At 49.3% G+C, this 20,086-nt stretch carries 15 protein-coding genes; 7 read left to right on the top strand and 8 right to left on the bottom strand.

Annotated elements, in window-relative coordinates; all coding sequences use genetic code 11:
• The first annotated feature begins 78 nt into the window (after positions 1–78).
• Entirely contained in the window at positions 79–942 is an 864-nt protein-coding gene (locus tag VPR01S_RS07615) for an AraC family transcriptional regulator (RefSeq protein WP_040902445.1), read from the top strand.
• Here VPR01S_RS07615 and VPR01S_RS07610 read toward each other — a convergent pair whose 3' ends face one another.
• The 3 genes from VPR01S_RS07610 to VPR01S_RS07600 form a co-directional block, all read right to left on the bottom strand.
• On the bottom strand, positions 943–2,721 hold the full coding sequence (locus VPR01S_RS07610; RefSeq protein ID WP_021704726.1) for a choice-of-anchor I family protein: 1,779 nt from the start codon (positions 2,719–2,721) through the stop codon (positions 943–945).
• Positions 2,722–2,848: 127 nt separating this feature from the next.
• Entirely contained in the window at positions 2,849–3,277 is a 429-nt protein-coding gene (locus VPR01S_RS07605; protein WP_021704725.1) for an acyl-CoA thioesterase, read from the bottom strand.
• A gap of 108 nt (positions 3,278–3,385) precedes the next feature.
• Positions 3,386–4,294 (bottom strand): diguanylate cyclase domain-containing protein, encoded by a 909-nt coding sequence (locus tag VPR01S_RS07600; RefSeq protein ID WP_021704724.1) that lies wholly within the window; start codon positions 4,292–4,294, stop codon positions 3,386–3,388.
• Between the two features lie 129 nt (positions 4,295–4,423).
• Here VPR01S_RS07600 and VPR01S_RS07595 point away from each other — a divergent pair, with 129 nt between their 5' ends.
• Positions 4,424–4,771, top strand: a complete 348-nt coding sequence (locus tag VPR01S_RS07595) for a HopJ type III effector protein (protein WP_021704723.1) — start codon at positions 4,424–4,426, stop codon at positions 4,769–4,771.
• A 48-nt stretch (positions 4,772–4,819) separates the two neighbouring features.
• Here the strand turns inward: VPR01S_RS07595 and emrD are convergent, their stop codons facing one another.
• The 4 genes from emrD to VPR01S_RS07575 all read right to left on the bottom strand — a co-directional run bounded on the left by emrD (position 4,820) and on the right by VPR01S_RS07575 (position 9,059).
• On the bottom strand, positions 4,820–6,025 hold the full coding sequence (gene emrD, locus VPR01S_RS07590; protein ID WP_021704722.1) for a multidrug efflux MFS transporter EmrD: 1,206 nt from the start codon (positions 6,023–6,025) through the stop codon (positions 4,820–4,822).
• Between the two features lie 214 nt (positions 6,026–6,239).
• Positions 6,240–6,548, bottom strand: a complete 309-nt coding sequence (locus VPR01S_RS07585) for a cysteine-rich CWC family protein (RefSeq protein WP_040902417.1) — start codon at positions 6,546–6,548, stop codon at positions 6,240–6,242.
• A 73-nt stretch (positions 6,549–6,621) separates the two neighbouring features.
• Positions 6,622–7,677 carry a GGDEF domain-containing protein gene (locus tag VPR01S_RS07580; RefSeq protein WP_021704720.1) on the bottom strand — a complete coding sequence of 352 codons (1,056 nt, stop codon included), beginning with the start codon at positions 7,675–7,677 and terminating at the stop codon, positions 6,622–6,624.
• A gap of 131 nt (positions 7,678–7,808) precedes the next feature.
• Positions 7,809–9,059 carry an SGNH/GDSL hydrolase family protein gene (locus VPR01S_RS07575; protein WP_217997205.1) on the bottom strand — a complete coding sequence of 417 codons (1,251 nt, stop codon included), beginning with the start codon at positions 9,057–9,059 and terminating at the stop codon, positions 7,809–7,811.
• Between the two features lie 592 nt (positions 9,060–9,651).
• On the opposite strand from VPR01S_RS07575, the gene VPR01S_RS07570 reads away from it, so the two are divergent.
• Positions 9,652–10,587, top strand: coding sequence for an esterase/lipase family protein (locus VPR01S_RS07570; RefSeq protein WP_021704718.1), 936 nt, complete (start codon positions 9,652–9,654; stop codon positions 10,585–10,587).
• Positions 10,588–10,597: 10 nt separating this feature from the next.
• A complete protein-coding gene (locus VPR01S_RS07565; RefSeq protein ID WP_021704717.1) occupies positions 10,598–11,458 on the top strand; it encodes a lipase secretion chaperone in 861 nt (286 codons plus the stop codon).
• Positions 11,459–11,530: 72 nt separating this feature from the next.
• Here VPR01S_RS07565 and VPR01S_RS07560 read toward each other — a convergent pair whose 3' ends face one another.
• Positions 11,531–14,287, bottom strand: coding sequence for an immune inhibitor A domain-containing protein (locus VPR01S_RS07560; protein ID WP_021704716.1), 2,757 nt, complete (start codon positions 14,285–14,287; stop codon positions 11,531–11,533).
• Between the two features lie 800 nt (positions 14,288–15,087).
• Here VPR01S_RS07560 and VPR01S_RS07550 point away from each other — a divergent pair.
• The 3 genes from VPR01S_RS07550 to VPR01S_RS07540 all read left to right on the top strand — a co-directional run bounded on the left by VPR01S_RS07550 (position 15,088) and on the right by VPR01S_RS07540 (position 19,934).
• Positions 15,088–16,416, top strand: a complete 1,329-nt coding sequence (locus VPR01S_RS07550) for a sphingomyelin phosphodiesterase (protein WP_021704714.1) — start codon at positions 15,088–15,090, stop codon at positions 16,414–16,416.
• Positions 16,413–17,363 (top strand): hypothetical protein, encoded by a 951-nt coding sequence (locus tag VPR01S_RS07545; protein ID WP_040902412.1) that lies wholly within the window; start codon positions 16,413–16,415, stop codon positions 17,361–17,363. Before VPR01S_RS07550 ends, VPR01S_RS07545 begins: the two co-directional genes overlap by 4 nt.
• Positions 17,364–17,522: 159 nt before the next feature.
• Positions 17,523–19,934 carry a M9 family metallopeptidase gene (locus VPR01S_RS07540; RefSeq protein WP_021704712.1) on the top strand — a complete coding sequence of 804 codons (2,412 nt, stop codon included), beginning with the start codon at positions 17,523–17,525 and terminating at the stop codon, positions 19,932–19,934.
• Positions 19,935–20,086: the final 152 nt, after the last annotated feature.

The raw sequence follows: 20,086 nt of genomic DNA, 5'->3' as shown, positions 1-20,086 counted from the left end.
ATTATGCAATGAGTTTAATCTCATGTGGGGGATAAAGTATTCTCTCTTTCCATCAAAAACTTTTGTCAAACTATCATGATTGCAGAGAAACAAGAGCGGTTTCAGATCTCAGAGCAGACTCATCATGAGTTTATTGACCATGCTCAGATACTGGCGCTGGCTGAGCTTGGCATCGCACAATGCGGTCTGGCGACGGCGCGAGATATGTTCTCGGTGTATCGAAAACACCAGCAAAAACACATGCTACTTTACACTGTAAAAGGTAAGGGCTGGCTGCAGTCTGGCGCATCACGCTACGTACTGGAACCTGGCTCTTTGATTTATGTCCCAGCCAAGACAGAAAATGGCTTTGGTATCGAGCAGGAAGAGTGGCAGTTGGCGTGGTTGTTCTTAGAGCCTGGCGTTACAACCGGGCCGACATTGGGGAATGAAGTGGTGTATCGATTAACCCCCACTGCGGAGCCGACCTATGCTGCGGTATTGAGTTTAGTTCGCGCGGCGAATCTGCCCTCATCGCTCAGGGAAGCTGTGGCCCACCATGCGGTGGGGCAGCTCAAACTGCTGATGCATGCGGCCGGGGAAAGTGACGTGCCGCGTGTGGTGCAACGATTACGTCGGGTATTTGATGTTGCACAGCGTCAGTTGCACAAAGACTGGAGTATTGAACAGCTCGCTCAACGTTACCCCTGCTCAGCACCTCACTTTCATCGGCTGTGTCTGACGCACTTTGGTCATGGCCCTAAAAGCCATTTGACCAAAATGCGAATGGAGTACGCGGCACGTTTGCTGACTACCACCGAGTGGCCCATTCAGCATATTGGTGAAATGGTCGGTTATCCGAATGCGGCGAATTTCAGTACGGGGTTCAAACGTTGGCATGGTTTGACGCCGAGGAGTTTTCGCCAGACCAACAACGGCCGGTTGCCCGGCCGCTCGTGGTGATCAGAATCTGATTTGATAGACAGAGGTTGTCCCGCTGACCTCATTACCAACCGCAAGGAAGTGCAACCCATGACGAACGAAGTGTTTGATCGACTCCGGGCCTAAATCGCCAGCCGCCGGGTTGTAGATATCATCTGCGCAATCTCCGTCTTTGACCGTCATACAGACCTTTTCGGCAAAATGACGAGGGTTGGTATAGCTGATGAACCGCGCGCGCGTTGGGTTGGTTATCTCATACACCATAATGCCCCCCTGACGCTCTAGGCCAATAAACGCATAGTGTCGGCTATCAATCGTGGCGACTTCAATCGCTTCTGGTTCAGATCCTTTATCATCACTGCGATCATCTGCGCTGATGTTGTTGTCATTAGTGCTGTTGAAGTGGGCACGATCTTGCTCTAATACGATGCGGGCAAATTGGTCGCCGCTGTCGAACATGCGCGTTCCGTCTTCACGCCAGATTGAAAAAGAGCGGGCACCAAAAGCTTGCACGACATCTTCCGCTCCAAGTTGGGTTGCGGGTTTGATGACCTTGAGGCGAGCCAGTTGTTGATTGTCTTGTAGCGCCGCCTTCAATGGATGAGCGTCATCGACTTTCAGCTTCTTACCGCGGACTTCGTCACTGTAGGCAATACAAAAGTCTTTTTCTGTACGGTATGCTGAAGTGCCGGTTAAGTCATCACCGTCCCATTCAAAACCTTGTGCTTCACACTGCTGTTGAGTGTTATTTACACCATACTCACGGCCGTCACCTTCGTTTGCCGTGACAATGTAACTTATTCCATTGACACGGTAAGTGGCGATAGAGTCAGGCATATAAAGCCCCACAAGTTGAGGATAGCTGTGCAGGTTGCCAGTCTTTTTGTCTTTATTTGAGGCATCGAGAGTGGCTGTCTCCCAAGACTTACCACCGAGCCCGTAAATCGCGTCAACGCGTGCTGAGCCGACGTCGATTTTAGCCATTGCGTTGTTTTCCTGAAGCGCAACAAACAATTTTCCGGCCTGATCAAAGCTCAGGTATTCCGGCTCGAGATCTTGGGCCACACTGGCTCCGGGGGCGGAAATACGAACCGAGTCGCTCAGCTCTGCCGCGCGTTGTTCGCCTGTATTGAAGTCACGAAAGTCAATTTGGGTGACTTTGGCATCCAGCGGACCATCGTATAAATCGATCAGCGTAACGCTGCCTTCTGGATCTCTCGTGTAGTCACTGTTGGGCTCACCCTCATTGGCGGCCGCAATGTAACGACCATCTTTGGAAAAGGCGACCATATCTGGCAGGGCACCTGCTGGATACGTGGTGATGAGTGAACGGTCGTCAGAGCGATACAGAGCTATAATGCCGTTGGCTTGCTTGTCGCCGTTTTCAATTGCGACGGCGATGAGCCCGTGATGCGTCGCGACACTGTTTGCGGCGCCGATGCGGGTGCCGGAATGACGCGCTGCTGATTGCAAGTCGATGTCGCCCTCTTTGTCAGGGCGGCCAGTGGCGTCCAGGTTCAGTACATCCACCCGTTTTGCCTGTGCGTTCACGACGTATAATTTATCGCTACACGTGTCGTAACTGACAATTTCTGCTGCGGAGGTGGCAAATTTGCTGTTGGCCACCGAGGTGCCCAGTAAGCGAAGTCCTGTAATACCGCTTAGTTGCTGGCGGGGTTGCTGGGGCGCTTGACACTGGATGTTGAGCTGGCTGACAGGGTCAACAGGGGCTGTCGTACAGCCGAGAAGCGTGCTGGCACACAGTGCTGCTAGCAGAGATGGTTTAAAAACGGAACGCATATATCCTCCATGACAAATTGGTTAAAAACCATAGTCTTGAAAGATGACAGTTACGTGCAGGTTGTATTAAGCCTTTGTTTCACAAAGAGCCGAAAGCCGGCAGCAAGGCCGGCTGAATAACATGAAATCAGGTATTGGACTCGGTTGCGGATATGGCGTTACGCAGGCGTTCAGGCACTCTGGCTTTTTGCTGCTTTTTAAAATCAAACATCACAACGGTCGCTTCACCGACGGTGGTGACTTTCCCCAGTTTTTTGCTGACGATTTGGTATTCCATCGTGAAACGATCTTCCTCAATAGCGGTCACCCGAGAGCCAACCAGCAAAGTGTCGGGGTAGGTGACTGGCAGTTTGTAACGGCATTGGGTTTCACTCAACACCGGGCCAATCCCTGTGGTGGCCATCTCTTCCATCAGTTCCAGTCCGGCAAAGTAATCAAGGCGCGCGGTTTCAAAATAGCGGAAATAGACGACGTTGTTGACGTGATTGAGCGCATCCATTTCGCCCCAGGCGACCGGGATTTCAGTGATGATCGGGTAATCTTGTAATAATTCCATAACTCAGTCCGTGTTATCGACAGGTAAATCTCTACTCTAAATGAGCTTTACATTTATGCAACATAGTAGAGTAGAAACTTTAATCAGGATCACCCGCAGAAACGTGGATTAGGCGGAGTCGTTTCGAGCAGTTTCAAGCAGTTCATCCAGTGTGGGCTTGCTAAAGCAGTCGGTGATGTGCATGCCAATGGTCAGATCGCTTAGGCTGATGTCTTCGGTGCCGGTGACCATGTCCAGATAATCTTTATGGACGCGCTGCGCCAGTTGGTTCAGTTCACGGCGGGTGTTGAGCAGCGAGACAATAGCGAACGAGTGATCATGCAAACGCCCGATGATATCGGCTTCTCGACACACTTTGTGCATGACTTCGGCCAGTGTTTCGACGCATTGCTGGGCTTTGTCTGCGCCATACGCGCTGATCACTTCGTCAATACGGCTAATGTCGATTGATAAAACGCCGATGGAAAGTTGAGTGCGTGGTGCGTCTTTAATTTTTTGCTCGGCCAGCAACGTAAATCCGCCCCGGTTGAGCACATCTGTCTGTGTGTCTTTCACATTCAGAGCGAGTGAGCCTTGGATCTGGTCGGTAATCGTCAGGTCTTTTCCGAGCGAGCGGGCAAACTGCGCGACTAACGCGGTGGTTTCAGCTTCAGACGCCGGCGCTTCTTGCAAAGCCACGCACAAAATGCCAAAAGATTTTCCACCGGAAAAGGTAATCGACTGAGCGATAAACCACTTAAAAGGCAGCTCTGCTGTTTCAGCGCAAAGTGGCGCGTTGACATCCAGCGTACGATGGACAAGATCATGCATGGCACTGCCAACAACGGCTTGCTGTGGAATAAAGTATTCTGAATGAGAAGCGGCCAGCATAACGTTATGTCCGTTGTGATCAGAACGGATAATCGCGGCATTGGAAGTGTGGCTTAGCCGTGCGACCAGGTCGACGATGTGTTGCCAGTCAGAGATGTTGTCAGCGTGCAGCTGCGGATGGGTTAAACACTGCTGTGTGTCAATCATAAAGAGCGACCTACCTTTATTCTGCTTCTATAAATATAGGATCCTAATCGAAATAGGCGAGCCTATCCTCAACGGAAAATATGAGCTATTGTCTTAGTCCACCCAATCAACAAGTGAAAAGAGCGACATATGGATTTGAATGCATTTGTTCAACTGATCAAACAGGACCCTGAAAACGTTGAATTTGAACAAACTATGGCTGTTATTGATGCGCATTACGAGTTTACGCCAACTGCGTTTATCAATGGTGATACCCGAAACGATGAAAACCAGAATAATGGCTCCTGCAAAGTGTTCGCGTTCGCATTGCTGAACGAATTGGCTCAGGATGAAACACTGGCCTGCTTTGGTCGTTATTACCGTCAGGATGTGCTGAGTAATCCGGTCGGAGACGATCACCAAAATATTCGCAATTTTATGAAGCATGGCTGGAGTGGTGTTCAGTTCGAAACACCGGCGCTACGCGACCGAGCCTGACCAAGCATCGACAACAAAAAAGGGAGGTTAGCACCTCCCTTTGTTTTTTTATACAGCCAATGGCATTTCGTTTGATGGGTCGTGTTTGTTGAACACACGATGCAGACCAAGCATGGCGAATACCGACATCACCAACATCAGTACGCCAAGGGGCAACTGACTGTGGGCGGGAACGGCAGACGCAATCAGCGTGGCGATACCCGCGCCCAGGTTTTGCATGCCGCCCAGAATCGCGCCACCGGTGCCAGCGTGGTACGGCAGTGGTGCCAGTGCACCTGTGGTGGCTGCAGGGAAAAGTATACCCGCGCCCAGGAAATAGACTGTCGCACCACCGACTAAGGTCAGAGCTGTAGTTTCACCAAATAGCCCTGGCACCATGACGATGACGGAACCCAGTACAATTGCAACAATTCCCACATTCAAGGCCAACTTTTCAGAGCGGCGTTGAGCGATCACACTGGAAAGGGCTGCACCCACCAGGTAGCCAGGAATCGGTAAGACGAACAACAGGCTGACTGTGGTGGCTGGCAGTTGCAACACACCGCCCAGCAACACACCCGCTGCGGCTTCAAAAACCGCCACTCCGGCAAAAGTCGCCACCAGGCAGATCAGGTATCCCTGAAAACGTTTGTCGGATAACACATATTTATAGCTGTGAGTGACCGACTCGTGTTTACGACGCTCTTTTGGCAAGGTCTCCATCATGCTGGTCATCATGGTGATCACCACGGCGATACCAAACAAGGCCAGGAACATATAGCTAGAGCGCCAGCCGAAGGCTTCGGTCAGGTAGCCACCCAAAACCGGTGCGATTAAGGGTGAGAAAATCACACACATGCTGATCAGACTGTTGGCACGGTGAAGCTCTGCACCACTGAAGCAGTCGCGCGTCAGCGTACGAGACATCGCACCACCACAACCAATGCCCAAGCCTTGAATAAAGCTACCCGCCAGGAACCATTCATACTGGTGCGCAAACAATGCGACGATGGTACCGACAATATAAATCAGCAAACCCACGACGATAATAGGTTTGCGGCCCAATCTGTCTGACAATGTCCCATAGACGAATTGTGACAAACCGTATGGGATCAAATAGCACGCCATGACTGCCTGCAAAGAAGCAGGGGACACCAAAAACTCGCCAGCCATGTGACCGATAGACGGAACGTACATGGTCTGAGTCATCTGACCGACTGCGGTCAGAATCGCGATAAGAAACGTCAATTTCACCAAAGGAAATGAAGCAGACATCTTTTATCTCCACTAAAAATCAGAACAAACGAAGCCTTAGCCGGCCTGAAACAGCTCGGCTAATAATAAGAAAAAATACGGGTCTTTCTGGCGCAGGATATTAGTGCCGCTCAGGCGGTTAAGCAATCAAAAAATGTGATCTGACGCAAGATAAAAATCTATCTTTCGGATTAGATAAATTAATGCATTATTTGTTTGTATGGATGGAGTTTAGTTATTCAATCGGCAGTGATGTCAGACACTTGCGGCACAAGCATTGATCGTTGTTTTCCATAGATGAAGTATCACGCTGCTCTAGTTCGAAACACCAGCAGTGATTTTTACCAGCGGCGATATCACACTGAGCATTTTGCCCACAGGAAGGGCACTGATGGCTGGTGATTTTTCCTTGCAGCGAATCGATGATGGTATCGCGTTGATCGTCGGAGAGGTGGCGCCACTGAATGATTTCTTCCATGGTTCGGTTGCAGCCAAGGCAGATGCCCCCCTGATTTTTACAAGCAGCGATACAAGGTGATTTCATAGCAGTTTCGTGGATTCGGACTTTGCCGCGCACTATACCTCAGTTCGGCGAGCCTTTCACGGCCTCTGTGTGGCTACTGGAGATTATCCGAGCCGGAGTAGCTCAGCGCCACTACTTGATGAATGCCATCGACCGTAATGGCATCGCGTCCAGAGCGTTTTGAGGTATACAGTGCCATGTCGGCGCGTTTCATCCAGAGTTTCCCGTTTTCCTCAGACTGACACTCAGCAACCCCGACACTGACGGTCACAACCACATTACAGGGGTAGGTGTGCTGACGGATTTGCGCGCAAAGCGAGCGCAAATGGCGATGGGCGACTTCCAGCGGATAGCCGCACATCAATAACATGAACTCATCCCCTCCGACCCGAAACAGCTTGACGCTGTCGTTGCTGAATTCGTTTTTCATCAATTGGGTGATCCGCTGAATCACCTGATCGCCGACATCGTGACCAAAGTTGTCATTAATCTGTTTGAAGTTGTCGATGTCGAGGATGGCAATCGTTGATGGAACCGCCTGGTTTTTCTCTTCCAGCGCCATGGTGAGGAAGTTGTCGAGTTGCCGGCGGTTGAGCGTACCGGTGACCGGATCGTGAGTCGACAAATAGCGCAGCTTGCTCTGCAGGGCGCGGACGGCTTCAACGACAATCTGGCTGATGGAACCGCAGACCAGCAGCGCCACGGTAAAGCGAAGCGTTTCTGAGAGTTCCTGATGTGCGTACGCTGCCAGTGAACAACCGAGCAATATCGTGACGTTGGCAATAATGGACACGGGTGAGGCGATAAGAAACGCGATGGTGGTGACGACGGGAAATGCCCAGTAAGTTGCGAGTGTGCCGAATATCACCACCGCAAGAACAATGTTAAAGACGATCAGCGCGAGTGGAACCATATAGCGCCACGGGTGCGCTTTGCCATTCAGCGTAAAATAGACTTCGGCCAGAAGGGCACATTCGAAAAGTAACAGCGTGGTGGCAATAACACTTTGGCCGATCAGATAGTTTTTGATCGCCAGAACAACAAAGATAACCGCGGTGAGGGCAGAAATGAGTTTGAGTACGTGGGGTTGATTTTCGGAATCAAAGATACCGGTGAACACTGCTCGTGGATCTTTGAACGCATTCTTCATGGGCGGCCCGCCGATATTATTTTGTACGTCGTTGTTCCTTTAAAGCTAACTGCAAACTGACTTGAATGCAAAATTTCGGGGCGATATTGACACAGAGGCAGAGCCAACGCTCTGCCTCTGAACTGAACCGATTATGGCTGGATATTAAAGGTGGCGATCACCGGTGGGTACATCTGAGTGGCGATGTAGTTATGCGTTGCGGTTGTCGGGTGCGTTACGCCCCAGAACACGTATTTATCTGAGCCGTGGTAGGCACATTCATCCGTAAAACTGTGGCTGTACAGATAGTCTTGGGCTGAACTGCGGTTGATGTCCAGGCAGGCATCTTTCGCATTAGCAAAGCCGTGTTCTTCTGGTTTAGTGGTGATTTGCTGGAACAGGCTGTGAGTATCAAACAAGACCAGATTGATGCCTTGATCCTGATAACGCTGAGCTTCTTCTTTTATGAACTCATTGAACTCGAGGATCTTCGCCCGCACTTTCTCGATTTCTTCCTGACTGGAGTACTTAAACTGAGGCGCACGCGTCGCGTCTGGCAATGTCATTAACAACACGTTTTTCGCACCAGAGGCAACCAGGCGCTGCATGGCACTGCTGTAGTCCGCTTTTACGTCTGGCACGCTGCGGTTGTAGTTCATGAAATCATTCAGACCAAACTCCAGCGTAAACAGGGTGTTGGCCGGGTTGTAGTTCTGTGCCAGTTGCATGTACTCAAGATAAGACGTGACCTGTTCAGTTACCCCGGTCAGAGCAACATACTGGTTTGAACCTGCCGCGCCGCCGACTGCCCAGTTGTAAAGGGGCAGGTTAAGGCTGTTAGACAAGTACTCTGTCCAGACCAGACCGTTCGAGAAATGGCCGAGGAACCAGGAGTTACGGTTCGGGAATACCCACTGTGATGCGTTAAACAGGTTTCCGGTGTCTGACAAGCTGTCGCCAAAAGCAACGACTTTGTTGATTGCATTAGCTGAACCCTGGTCATTACTCCAGATAGTGTGGTTGTACGAAAGGCGATTATCGGCAGCAAAGAACAGGATGTCTGCGGTGTCATGCGTGACGTTGAGTGTATCTTCACAACGTTGCTGGATCTCAGACTGCGGTGTGCTGGTGTAGAACATGTTCTTAAATGACCACGAAGACCACCAGTAACCATTCAGCTTGTAGTAGTCTCCGTTGGCATCCAGTGCCCATTCCCATTCGGTCGCAGGATCGTCGTGAGATTGAGATGGACGATACCAACAGCGTACATAAGTGTAGGTGTTGGCGGTTTGCACCATTTGCACCTGAGCAGCCGTCAGTGGTTGAGGTTCAAACTGAACTTCACCAGTTTGAGCGAATGCAGTCAAAGGCAACATAGCGAGTAAGAGAGATTTTTTCATAATTATCCACTTATTGTTAGAACAGAACTGACCTATAAATGAAACTTATATATAAAGTCAAAGTTGTCTCTGGTTTGCTTATTTCTAATTGGTATGAAGATCAAATAATTGTAAAAAACGCTTATAAAGAACAATAAACGTACAAATATGGAAACTGACACTATTAATACTTTTGTTCTTATTTTTTATCGCACTTATTTTATGCAAGTTGAATTATAAAAACGAAAGGTGAGTTTTGTTTTAAATTGTTGAAATTTAAGTTAACTCTAATTAAGTAACTTCTTTTTTATTCAGTGGTTTATGCTAACTTATGTGGCTGCGCTTTTGTGCGTTATCCTTTAATAAATCAAGGTTTTTATTGATGGAGACTTTTCAGGATTATATTGATTTAAAAGTTATTAATTAACCTGTTTTGATTTTTATCGTGCCTTGTTCGGTATTGATTTGTTCATGTTTAACGATTCTGTTGAATTATGACTAATCGTCACACTTAATTGAGTTTATTAATACTCCGATTATTCATTTCGTCAATGTTTCTTCTATTTTTGATCTACTCCTCCGAGGTCTAATCAGAATAAGGAATAATACATTGAAAATGAAACTCTACTTAGTTGCTCTCTGCCTGTTCAGTCCGTTCGTACTAGCTTCTACGAGCGCATCTGCACTGGACAATACTGGCTATACCCAAACGCGTTATCCCATTGTGCTGGTACATGGGCTGTTTGGTTTCGACACCTTGGCTGGTGTCGATTATTTCTACAGCATCCCACATTCACTCACCAAAGACGGAGCCTCGGTGTATGTGGCTCAAGTTTCAGCGACTAACAGCAGCGAACTGCGTGGAGAGCAGCTACTGTCTCAGGTTGAGATGTTGCTGGCAGCGACGGGTGCCGAAAAGGTGAACTTAATTGGTCATAGCCATGGCGGGCCGACAGCGCGCTACGTTGCGTCAGTGCGGCCGGATCTGGTTGCTTCAGTGACCAGTGTCGGTGGTGTGAATAAAGGCTCGAAAGTCGCGGATCTGGTTCGTGGCGCCGTTGCCGATGGCTCGGCTGGCGAGGCGATTGCCGTCAAACTGGCCGAAGGTCTGGTGACGCTGATCAACCTGTTGTCTGGCGGCAGTGATCTTGAACAGGATCCACTGGCATCACTGGCTGCTCTGACCACCGAAGGCTCACTGGCGTTTAATCAGCACTATCCGGAAGGCGTGCCGACCTCAGAATGCGGTGACGGTGAGTTTCTCGCGGACAACGGGGTGTATTACTACTCCTGGACCGGATCATCCACTTTTACCAACCTTTTAGATCCGACGGACGCGGCGATGACGATTCTTGGTCTGGCCTTTGATGGGCCGAGTGATGGACTGGTTGGGGTCTGCAGTACGCACCTTGGTAAAGTGATTCGTGACGACTACCAAATGAATCACCTGGATGAAATTAACGGCTTGCTTGGCGTGCACCATCTGTTTGAAACCGATCCGGTGACGTTATACCGTCAACATGCTAATCGTTTAAAGTTACAAGGTCTGTAAGGAGTAACTGATGAAAAAGTCCGCACTGGTATTATCATTGATGATCGCCTTGGGGAGCGCCGGTGCGGTCTTTTTATGGCCGCAGCCGACGGACATTCAGCCGGCGAGGCTGCAAACACCATCTCAACAAGACACCGAAATTGATGAATCGTCCAGCCGGGATTTACTGGACTATGCGTTGGCCGGATTGGGTGAAACTGATCTAAACCGCTTACGTGAGGAAGTCGACGAATACGCCAGTCAAAACGATCAACTGCTGGTGGATGAAACGTTGTTCGCACAATACGTCAGTTATAAGAAGGCGCTGGCTCAATTGATACTGCCGGATACCAATCAAAGCACGCGTGAAAAACTGGTCGCGCTCAACGAAGCGTTACTTGCGTTGCAAAGTGAGTACTTTACTCCTGAGCAGCAAGCCCTGTTATTTGGTGACGAAAACCGTTGGCGACAGTTGGCAATGGACAAGCTGGATATCACAGCGCACGCTCTGGACGAGGCTGATCAACGTAGCCAAATGGCGGCACTCAATGCTGAGCTGCCAGACTATCTGCAAAAAAGTGAACAGAACGCGACCATGGTTGCCGGGTTGATTGCAGCAGATGCTGAGAGTGAGCAGAACCGCTATTTGATCCGGGCCGAACTGGTGGGCGAGAGTGGGGCGCAGCGGTTGGCTGAACTGGACAACCAGCGCATGTCATTTGAATCTCAGTTAAATGATTATCTGCAGCAACGAAGTGCCATTCTGTCAGATGAATGGTTGGGTGAACAAGAGAAACAGCAACAGATTGCCGTGCTCCGGGAGCAACGTTTTGACTCGGTGCAGTGGCGACGTGTTGAAGCGCTGGAGCGCATTCACGATCAATCCCAATAAACGCATACAAAAAAGGCGCAACCCGAAGGTTGCGCCAGGAGCTTCCCATGGAACTTGGGAATAATCGGGGAATTACAGATCCACAACGATGGTTTTCGTTACTGTTGCACCGTCGTTATCCATCACGGTTAGCTTAACTTCATGTTCGCCATAGCTTGGGAAGATGGAAGTAAAGATACGTCCACGTTTCACTTTACCACCTGGCAGCGTCCACTCAGTGTCCACAATACGGCCATCGCTGTCTGTGCTGGTTGACCACATGGTGACCCAACGGCCCAGGTGGATGTATTTAGCACTCGCTTCAGGCAACGCATTCGGTGTTTCAACGGTCACCTGCTTGCTGATGGTGTCGGTTGCGCCTTTGTCGTCCGTAACAGTCAGAGAAACCTGATAGCTTCCTGCTTCAGCGTAAGACCAGGCTGGTGCCATTTCATCGCTGGTTTGGCCGTTGCCGAAATCCCACAGGTAGCTAACCAACTGACCGTCTTTGTCAACGCTATGGTTGAATGCTTTGACGCTCAGGCCGTCAACTTGCACTTCAAAGCCTGCTTCTGGAGCGATGTTGTCGTCGGCTGCTTTCGAAACGCGAATAACGCCGTACTCGTTGTTCGGAGCCTGGTCGATCACTTCGATTTCCAGACCAAACTCAGTCAGTTTACGACCGGAATCTGGTGATTGTGGGTTCGAGTAATCCTGGTTGTCTGCAAATGACGCCGTACCAATCAGGCTGACATCTTCCAGAACATCACCACTGCCGTTAACCAAACGCATTGGCGTCTGATCCTGTAGCGAGAAGGCCGCATCACGGATTTGGTAACGCGTTTGCGCTGCTTCGCCACTGTTGGCCCAAACCATCGCGTTCTGATCCGCATCAACTACGCCCAGCCAGCCTTCACCAGGGTGACGACCCACCCAGTTGTCTGTCATCGACTCGTCGACATACCATACGATCAGACCGGGTTCGAACGACATCAACTGACCGAAACGTTTGATGTTTGCCAGACCTTCGTCGACGTCGTTGTGGCTACGCCATTGCAGCAGGTAGTAGTGTGGCGCTTCGTGGTAGCCGTCTGTCAGGCGGTAACCGTTGAAAGCAAACGTTGAAGCTGCTTCTGCGTCGTCAACAGGAGTAACCTGACCATCAACATCCAGTACCATGTTATCGATGTACAGACCGTCCATCGCCAGACCACCATCGGTGACGTAGTCAAACGCCAGCTCGATATCCTGACCTGCCCATTCGCTCAGATCGAATTCCGCATCGATCCAACCACCGGAAATACCCGAAATTGCAGGTACCAGACCTGTTTTGTAAGGGTCGTCCATTGTGGTGATGTTACCAGCGATCGCCTGACCATTAACCTTCACTCGGGCGAAGTCGTAGTCTTTCTCGATCTCATACCAAGCTTTGAAGCTCAGTGTCACTTTACCGCCAGCAGGCACAGACAAGGTGCGTGACATGCTATTTTTCAGATCATCGCCTTTGTCTGAGTAGAAGGAGTATTGTCCTTCATACGGCTTCAGACCTTCGATACGTTTCAGAGGCAGATCCACTTTCACCATGTTCGGACGATCATTATCGGTCGTTTGGAACAGAGTGAAAACGCGGTCGCCTTTGTCCAGCTCATTGATGGTAATTTGATCATCGTTGATCCAACGGCCGCCAATGGAGTTTTGCAAGAACTGTTTTGCCCAAGAGGAGAAGGCAGTTGGCTGTGTACCGCCGATCTGACCAGCCCAGCTACCGGAAGACATGATTGACCAGTAAGAAACCGGCTCGCCTTTACCTGTGTATTGGGTATCGTATTCGTCTGGCAGACCTAAGTCATGGCCGTATTCGTGCGCACACACACCTGCCGCAGCATCAATTGGCTGAATGGTGTAATCGAACGCGGCAAACTGACCGTTAAACCGGCCCGGAACATTACTCTTGGTGCCTTCCAGTACATGGTATTGGCCTAGGTTGAAACGGTGAGACCAGATAGCGTCTGCACCCAGCACGCCGCCACCAGCTTCTTCACCCACAGAAGAGTGGAAGACCATCAGGTGATCGATAACACCATCGGGCTCGCGATAATTGCCGTCGCCGTCGTAGTCGTAGCGGTCTTCAACGTCATAGTCTGCCAGGTTGATGTTCGGGTCACGTGCCAGTTGATCCAGCGCTTCACGCACCAGCTCCTGAGCATTCATGTCATTGTCTGTGGTTGGTGAGTTACCACCGTAGAAAGCCGCGTTTTTGGTTGCACGGTACCAGCCCATGGCCTGACCGGAAACGCTGTAGCTGTCGCCAGATTCACTTTCGTAGTATTGACGCATCGAGATCAGATTTTCACCGTTCGGACCAGCATAACCGGCGCCTGAGAACAGCAGATTCTGATAGTGGTGTGGCTCATAGCTGTCGTAAAGCATTTCAGTATGCTCTTTGGTCAGCTTGTTGTCGTCCCAAGGCAGATCAGGGAAGTCGATCAACAGGGCCAGAACCTTGTCGGTACGTTTTTGACTGACGTCCAGAGCAAACACGCTGGCACGTTGGTGTCCTTTGTGCTTTTCAATCGATTTCAGCACCTTGGCACGCTTCTCCAGCGCTTTCTTGCCAAATTGTGCGTCTCCTTTGAAGCCTGAACGGATTTTAGCTTCCAGATAGTTATCCAGAGCTTCACGCTTTGCTGTGTCGGAAGCATTCTCATCGACAACGCCCTTACGAACGAGCATTTCGATGAGTTTCTCTTCGTTAACAACCCCCATGTCAGCTGGAGTTTGCGCGTAACCACTGACGCTAAAAAGAGTGAGCATTGCAGTTGCGAGCAATGTTTTCCTCATAGGTTTCATTGATATTTCCTTATTATTTTTTGTTTTCCGAATAGCCAACGGTTTCTTAAAGCAGGCTTTAAGAAGGTTCGTTGTTAGTGACTTCTGTGTCAGGTGCAATACACGCCTTTTTGGACGCGTCATCGACCTTGAGATCCTTGTTGTGATTTAATTTATTTCTGGCTTTCTGATTAAGATATATCCGAAGGGCTTCTTGCTGTTGCTCGTAGGACAATCCGCTACAAATCACGCCACGTTCAATAAGCGACTTTAATAACATTTCATCATTAGGAGTGGGTGTCGAAAGGGCGAAAAAAGACACCAATGACGATAATAAAAATACAATTCTTGCTTTCATTTTGAACGATAAAATCTGTAACTGATTTGTAACAAATTATATTCAGGACAAGAAATGATCAATAACAAAATCATTAATCAAATGATATTAGTTCCATAATCAACATAATTGGTTAACTACAAAAACAGTCATTAAATTAGTAGTTTATAGATACTTTAGTTGCGTTTTATGAATAATAATTCACTTGATGACTTATCTTAACTAAGTATTGTGTTAATAAATTAGTGCAAAAGCTCCATTGTCGGGCATGTAGTGCTTTCACTTTATTAGGGATATTGAATTTATCTGCACATAGGATAAATATTTATTACGTGTGCCGTGTTGTTAAATAAATATATAAAATAAGATGTTGAGCACAAATTTCATATTATTACTCAATGTGTTATTTGTAACTTATTTATAAAAAATATGTAACTTCTATGCTCTAGATTCTAGCCTTCAAATTTATACAAAGGATGGAAAAATGAATCTTACGCAGTGGAATGTATTGTTAGCTTCAATTCTGGCGCTTCCTGCCGTTGCAGATACCGATGTGTATCTGACCAATAACTCTGATCAAACTTTAACCATACAGGTCAACCATGAAGGATCGGACTTACTGCAATACGGTGAAGAATGGCAACAGCATGTTGAAGTGCTGGGGCCATGGGAAACCAAGCAGGTGATCAGCTTTAATCGTTGGGAAGGTGTGAAATCCGGTGAAACCTATCGTTTCCATACTGTTGTGTCTAATCCGCAAGGGGAAAGTGTTACCCTAAACCAGGTAATGGAAGGCCACTGGTACAATTCTACTATCGAATACGGTGTCTCGGCTTCCGATGTCGGTCTGCAGTTGCAAGACGATCGCAATGTACATCGCTTCGACAGCGACAGTTTTGGTGACCGTGCGGCCGAGCTGGCATTTAAATCGGCTCAGACCGCTCGTTACGATGATCTTTACTACACTATCACCCCCGCCAAAATTGATGAGCAGCCAGAGCCGGACGAAGATACGTTGAAGATGATGACTTACAACATTTGGGCGTTACCTGCGATTGCCTCCCACATCGACGACCGTTTTGACATTATTCCGGAATATGTCAAAGGCTATGATGTGTTAGCGCTTCAGGAAGTGTTTGCGGGGGGCCGCGACGAGTTTTTGCGTGAGCTTGCCAAAGAGTATCCTTATCAGACCAAGATGCTGGACAAAGATGGCGTCAATATTTATGACGGCGGTGTGATGATTGTCAGCCGTTACCCCATTGTGAATCAGGCTCAGTATGTATTTCCAGACTGCACCGGTACGGACTGTTTCGCCGATAAGGGCGTGAATTATGCCGAGATCATCAAAGGTGGTAAGGCGTACCATGTGTTTGCGACTCACACGGCTTCTTACGATACCGATACGGCACGTGACTACCGTCAACGTCAGTTTAAACAGATGCGCGCAATGGCACAGTCTCTCGAGATTCCTGCCAATGAAACGGTGGTCTACAGCGGTGATTTTAATGTCAACAAGCGTAAATTCCCAGGTGACTATCAACAGATGATCGCTAACCTGAGTGCGATTGAGCCTCAGTATACGGGTTATACGGAATCGACCTTTGACCCACGCATCAACGACTTCGCTGGTGAAGCTCTGTCAGGTGGTGAGAACGTGGAATATTTAGATTACGTGATGGTGAGCAATGAGTATGGCATTAAGGCTTACAACGACAATCGCGTGGATGTCCCGCGTTCAACGGATGAACGTTTGTGGAAACACTACAATCTGTCGGATCACTTCCCGGTCAGTGCGGTCATCAAAGAATGAATCGCCTTATCTCAGTCACTGTGCTTGCCGTTGTGGCGGGCACTTTGTGGTGGCGTTACAGCTCGGCACCAGTTTCAACTGTCTTGTCGCCGGAGCCCGTCTCAGTGCCCGATCAGCCTTCAGGTTCATCGGGCTTGGTACCTGAGAGTGTGCCTACACCGAGTTCGGTTTCACCCAGCCGCGAGTCATCCGAGCGTTTGATGGATCTGGCAAAGCGGCTTGAAGACGCACAGGGGCGAGCCTTTGTTTTTCAGGTGGAAGCGTTTTGGCGTGAGTGTCTGGATCGCGATAGCTGTGCCTTGGAGCTCGATTTAATACAAACCATGTTGACGCCGGAGCGTTATCAGTTAATCGCGCACTATCAACGTTTGAATCAGGAGTGGCAGCAGAGTCTTGGCAGCACCTCACTCAGTGATTTTGCGACCTTGCAGGCCAGAGTTGAAGAGGTTAAGCGCCTGGCTCAACAGACATGGGGAGAGGCTGCCAACATCGTGTTTGCTGACGAGTTTGCCGTCTATGACTTTAGTCTGGAAACGCAGCAGTTAGCCACCGAAAGCCCCGATCAGTTTGTGCAATCTTATCGCCACTTACTCAATCAATGGCATAAGAGTGAAGCAGCGATCGGTTTAGTCAGCTCTGCGGCCAAATACGAAAGAGGCCTCAGCCTGATTCCTCACTCATATAGCCAGACGCAAAGAGAACAGGTGTCTTCGCAGCTTGCGGCAATGTACCTAAGTGATGCGGAAGCGAACGACATACAAGCCAGAGCGCAGCAAGTGGCAGAGCAGACAACGCAGACTCAGAGCTATCAACAACAGCTGGAAAGATTAAAACGCACACTTGAACAACAGCGTCAGAGCCGCTTTGCCAACCTGACGGACAGTGAGTGGCAGCAATATTATGATGACCAGATTAGTGAGTTTCGTATCAGTTTCTTTTCTGGCTAACTGATTGTTAAATATATGTTTTATTTTATCGATTGCGATTGTCTTATTTGGCGAAAGTTTTGAACCAGCCTCTAAAAGGCTATGCATTTGGATTTATATTAAGCATTAATCGTTGATATAACGCAGCCTCAAATCATTACTATAAAAAGGGTGTTGCGTATGAAACACAATCAACGTCTATTCGTTCCCAAGAAACTGGTCACGGCGCTGTTGCTGGCCGGTGTCAGTTCCACTGCTGCTGCACAATGCGAATATCAGGATCTCATCCAGTCTCCGGATATCATTGCTGATATTTCGGACGCGGAACAATCCTGTTTCCGCTCCTGGTACAATGCGCCAGAAGAGGCAGCTCAAGGGTTATACAGTGAAGCGTCACTGCAACAAATCCAGCGTGCGTTGGCGACAGAAGTCACTCACTATCGTGGTGAGGACGCACAGGCCAAGCGAATCGCCAACTTGAGTGAGTTTGTACGCGCTGCGTATTTTGCCCGCTATGCCACGCAAGATAAACACGGCTACTACTCAGAAGCGATGAGTCAGTCTCTGGCTCAACTGTCTGATCAGTTCCTACGCTCTCCATTCGCGCGCGACTTGGGCCGAGATCAAGTGGACGCGATGTCAGGGATGAGCCTGATGGTTGACAGCGTAAAACAACTGCCGTTGGCGATGGACTCCATGCTGGGCATGTTGGATTCGTTTGACCGTGAAAGTGCGCAGAACCTGCAATATGTCGATGGCCTCAACAACCTCTTCCGCGCGATGTCCGGCCATGTTTCGCGCAGCGCGTTTTACGATGATATGGCTCGCCATCCGGAGTACCTGACACGCCTAAAAACGTTTGTTGACCAGAATCAGTGGGCACTGGGTACCGATGCAGAATTTTTGGTGTACAACGCCGTACGTGAATCTGGCCGTCTTCTGGCCACGCGCAACGACACGCTTCGTGAACAGGTGTTGGCGATGATGGAGCAGACACTGCAACAGCATCAAATTGGCACGCCGGGTGAGCGTCTTTGGTTGGCGGCGGCAGAAATGATCCTGTTTTACGCGCCGGAGCGGGGCGCCGAGCTGCGTTTGGCGGAAGGAAAAACGCAACTGGAGCAACGTTTGCTGCCGAATCGTTACACTTGTCATGGACCGGCAATCATTCGTTCGCAGAATTTGTCCGATCAACAAGCTCAAAAAGCGTGTGATGTACTGGAAGCCAAAGAGGCGGACTTCCACGATGTGGTTAACTCGGGCGCCGTCCCGGTGGCCGACGACCACAACGATCAGGTTGAAGTGGTGGTATGGCCAAGTAACGACGCTTATGTCACTTATTCCAACTTCCTGTTTGGCAACAGTACCGACAATGGTGGTCAGTATCTGGAAGGCACACCATCGGATCCGAACAACACCGCTCGTTTTCTGGCCTACCGTTACGATTCAGGTGACGATCTGGCGATCCTTAACCTTGAACACGAGTATGTTCATTATCTCGATGGTCGCTTCAACTTATATGGCGGCTTCGGTGATACGCTCAGCCACGGCAACATGGTGTGGTGGCTGGAAGGGTTTGCGGAATACATGCATTACAAGAAAGGCTATCAGGCAGCGATTGATCTGGCCTCGGACGCCAACTACTCGCTGAGCGATGTGTTTGCCACGGATTACAACCATGACGTAAACCGCATCTATCGCTGGGGTTACCTAGCAGTGCGTTTTATGATCGAAAACTACCCGGCTGACGTTGATCGTCTGCTTCAGCTTGGCCGCAGAGGCGAGTACCAGTCGTGGGCGGAAGAAGTGAAGCGACTCGGGCCTCAGTACGACAGCGAGTTTGCTACTTGGTTAACAACACTCAGCAGCGAAGAACCAGGCACGGATCATGGCGATGATAATAACGATAATGGTGATCAGAGCGACGATGTCATGCCAAGTTTCGGTATGAATCATTCAGCGCATTTCTCTGCCGATCAATATGAAGAGCAGCAGTTCTATATTGATATTCCAGACGGCGTCACGTCGTTTACTGTGACAACACGTGGTGACGGCGATTCTGATTTGTACGCCAGTTACCAGAAAGTGGCGCATTACTACGATTATCAGGTTTCCGAATATGGCTCTGGTAGTGATGAAGTCATCACGTTCACACCACAAAGCAACGGTTTTATCGCTCCGGGACGTTACTATTTCAGCCTGACGGCACGCGAGTCGTTCAGTGATGTTGAAGTGATCAGCCAAGTGGAAACCAGTTCACCGGCGAAAGCAGAAGACGACTTAACCCCTCTGCTGTTGACGAACGGACAAGCTGTGAACCTGGACATTAACGAAACACGTTATGCCGGTCTGTATGTAGACCGGCCGGCTGTCGTACGAGTGTGGCTGTCGTCTGTCGGCGAGAAAGACGGAGAGGTGGACCTGTATGTCGGGCGTCAAAGCTGGGCATCTACGGAGGATTTTGATCTTGCTTCCCAACACGCAGGCAGTAACGAGTATGTTGAAATGACAGTAGAGCAGCCAGGTTACGTCCATTTCAGTTTGGATGCACAGCATCCGGGTGGGCGTGTTGAGCTTAAGGCGACTTACTGATCTGAAAGTTAATATAGCAAGGCGTTCTGTTAGAACGCCTTTTTAGTCTATAAAACTAAATATTGATAGTTTAGTGGATTATAAATTTGACATGTCTAATTTAGGTAAAATTAAATATCAAATCAAAGGTTGGAAAAGTGATCTTGAGTGGA

This window comes from Vibrio proteolyticus NBRC 13287, from assembly GCF_000467125.1.
Lineage (GTDB): Bacteria > Pseudomonadota > Gammaproteobacteria > Enterobacterales > Vibrionaceae > Vibrio > Vibrio proteolyticus.
This window is presented reverse-complemented; position numbering and strand designations above follow the sequence as displayed.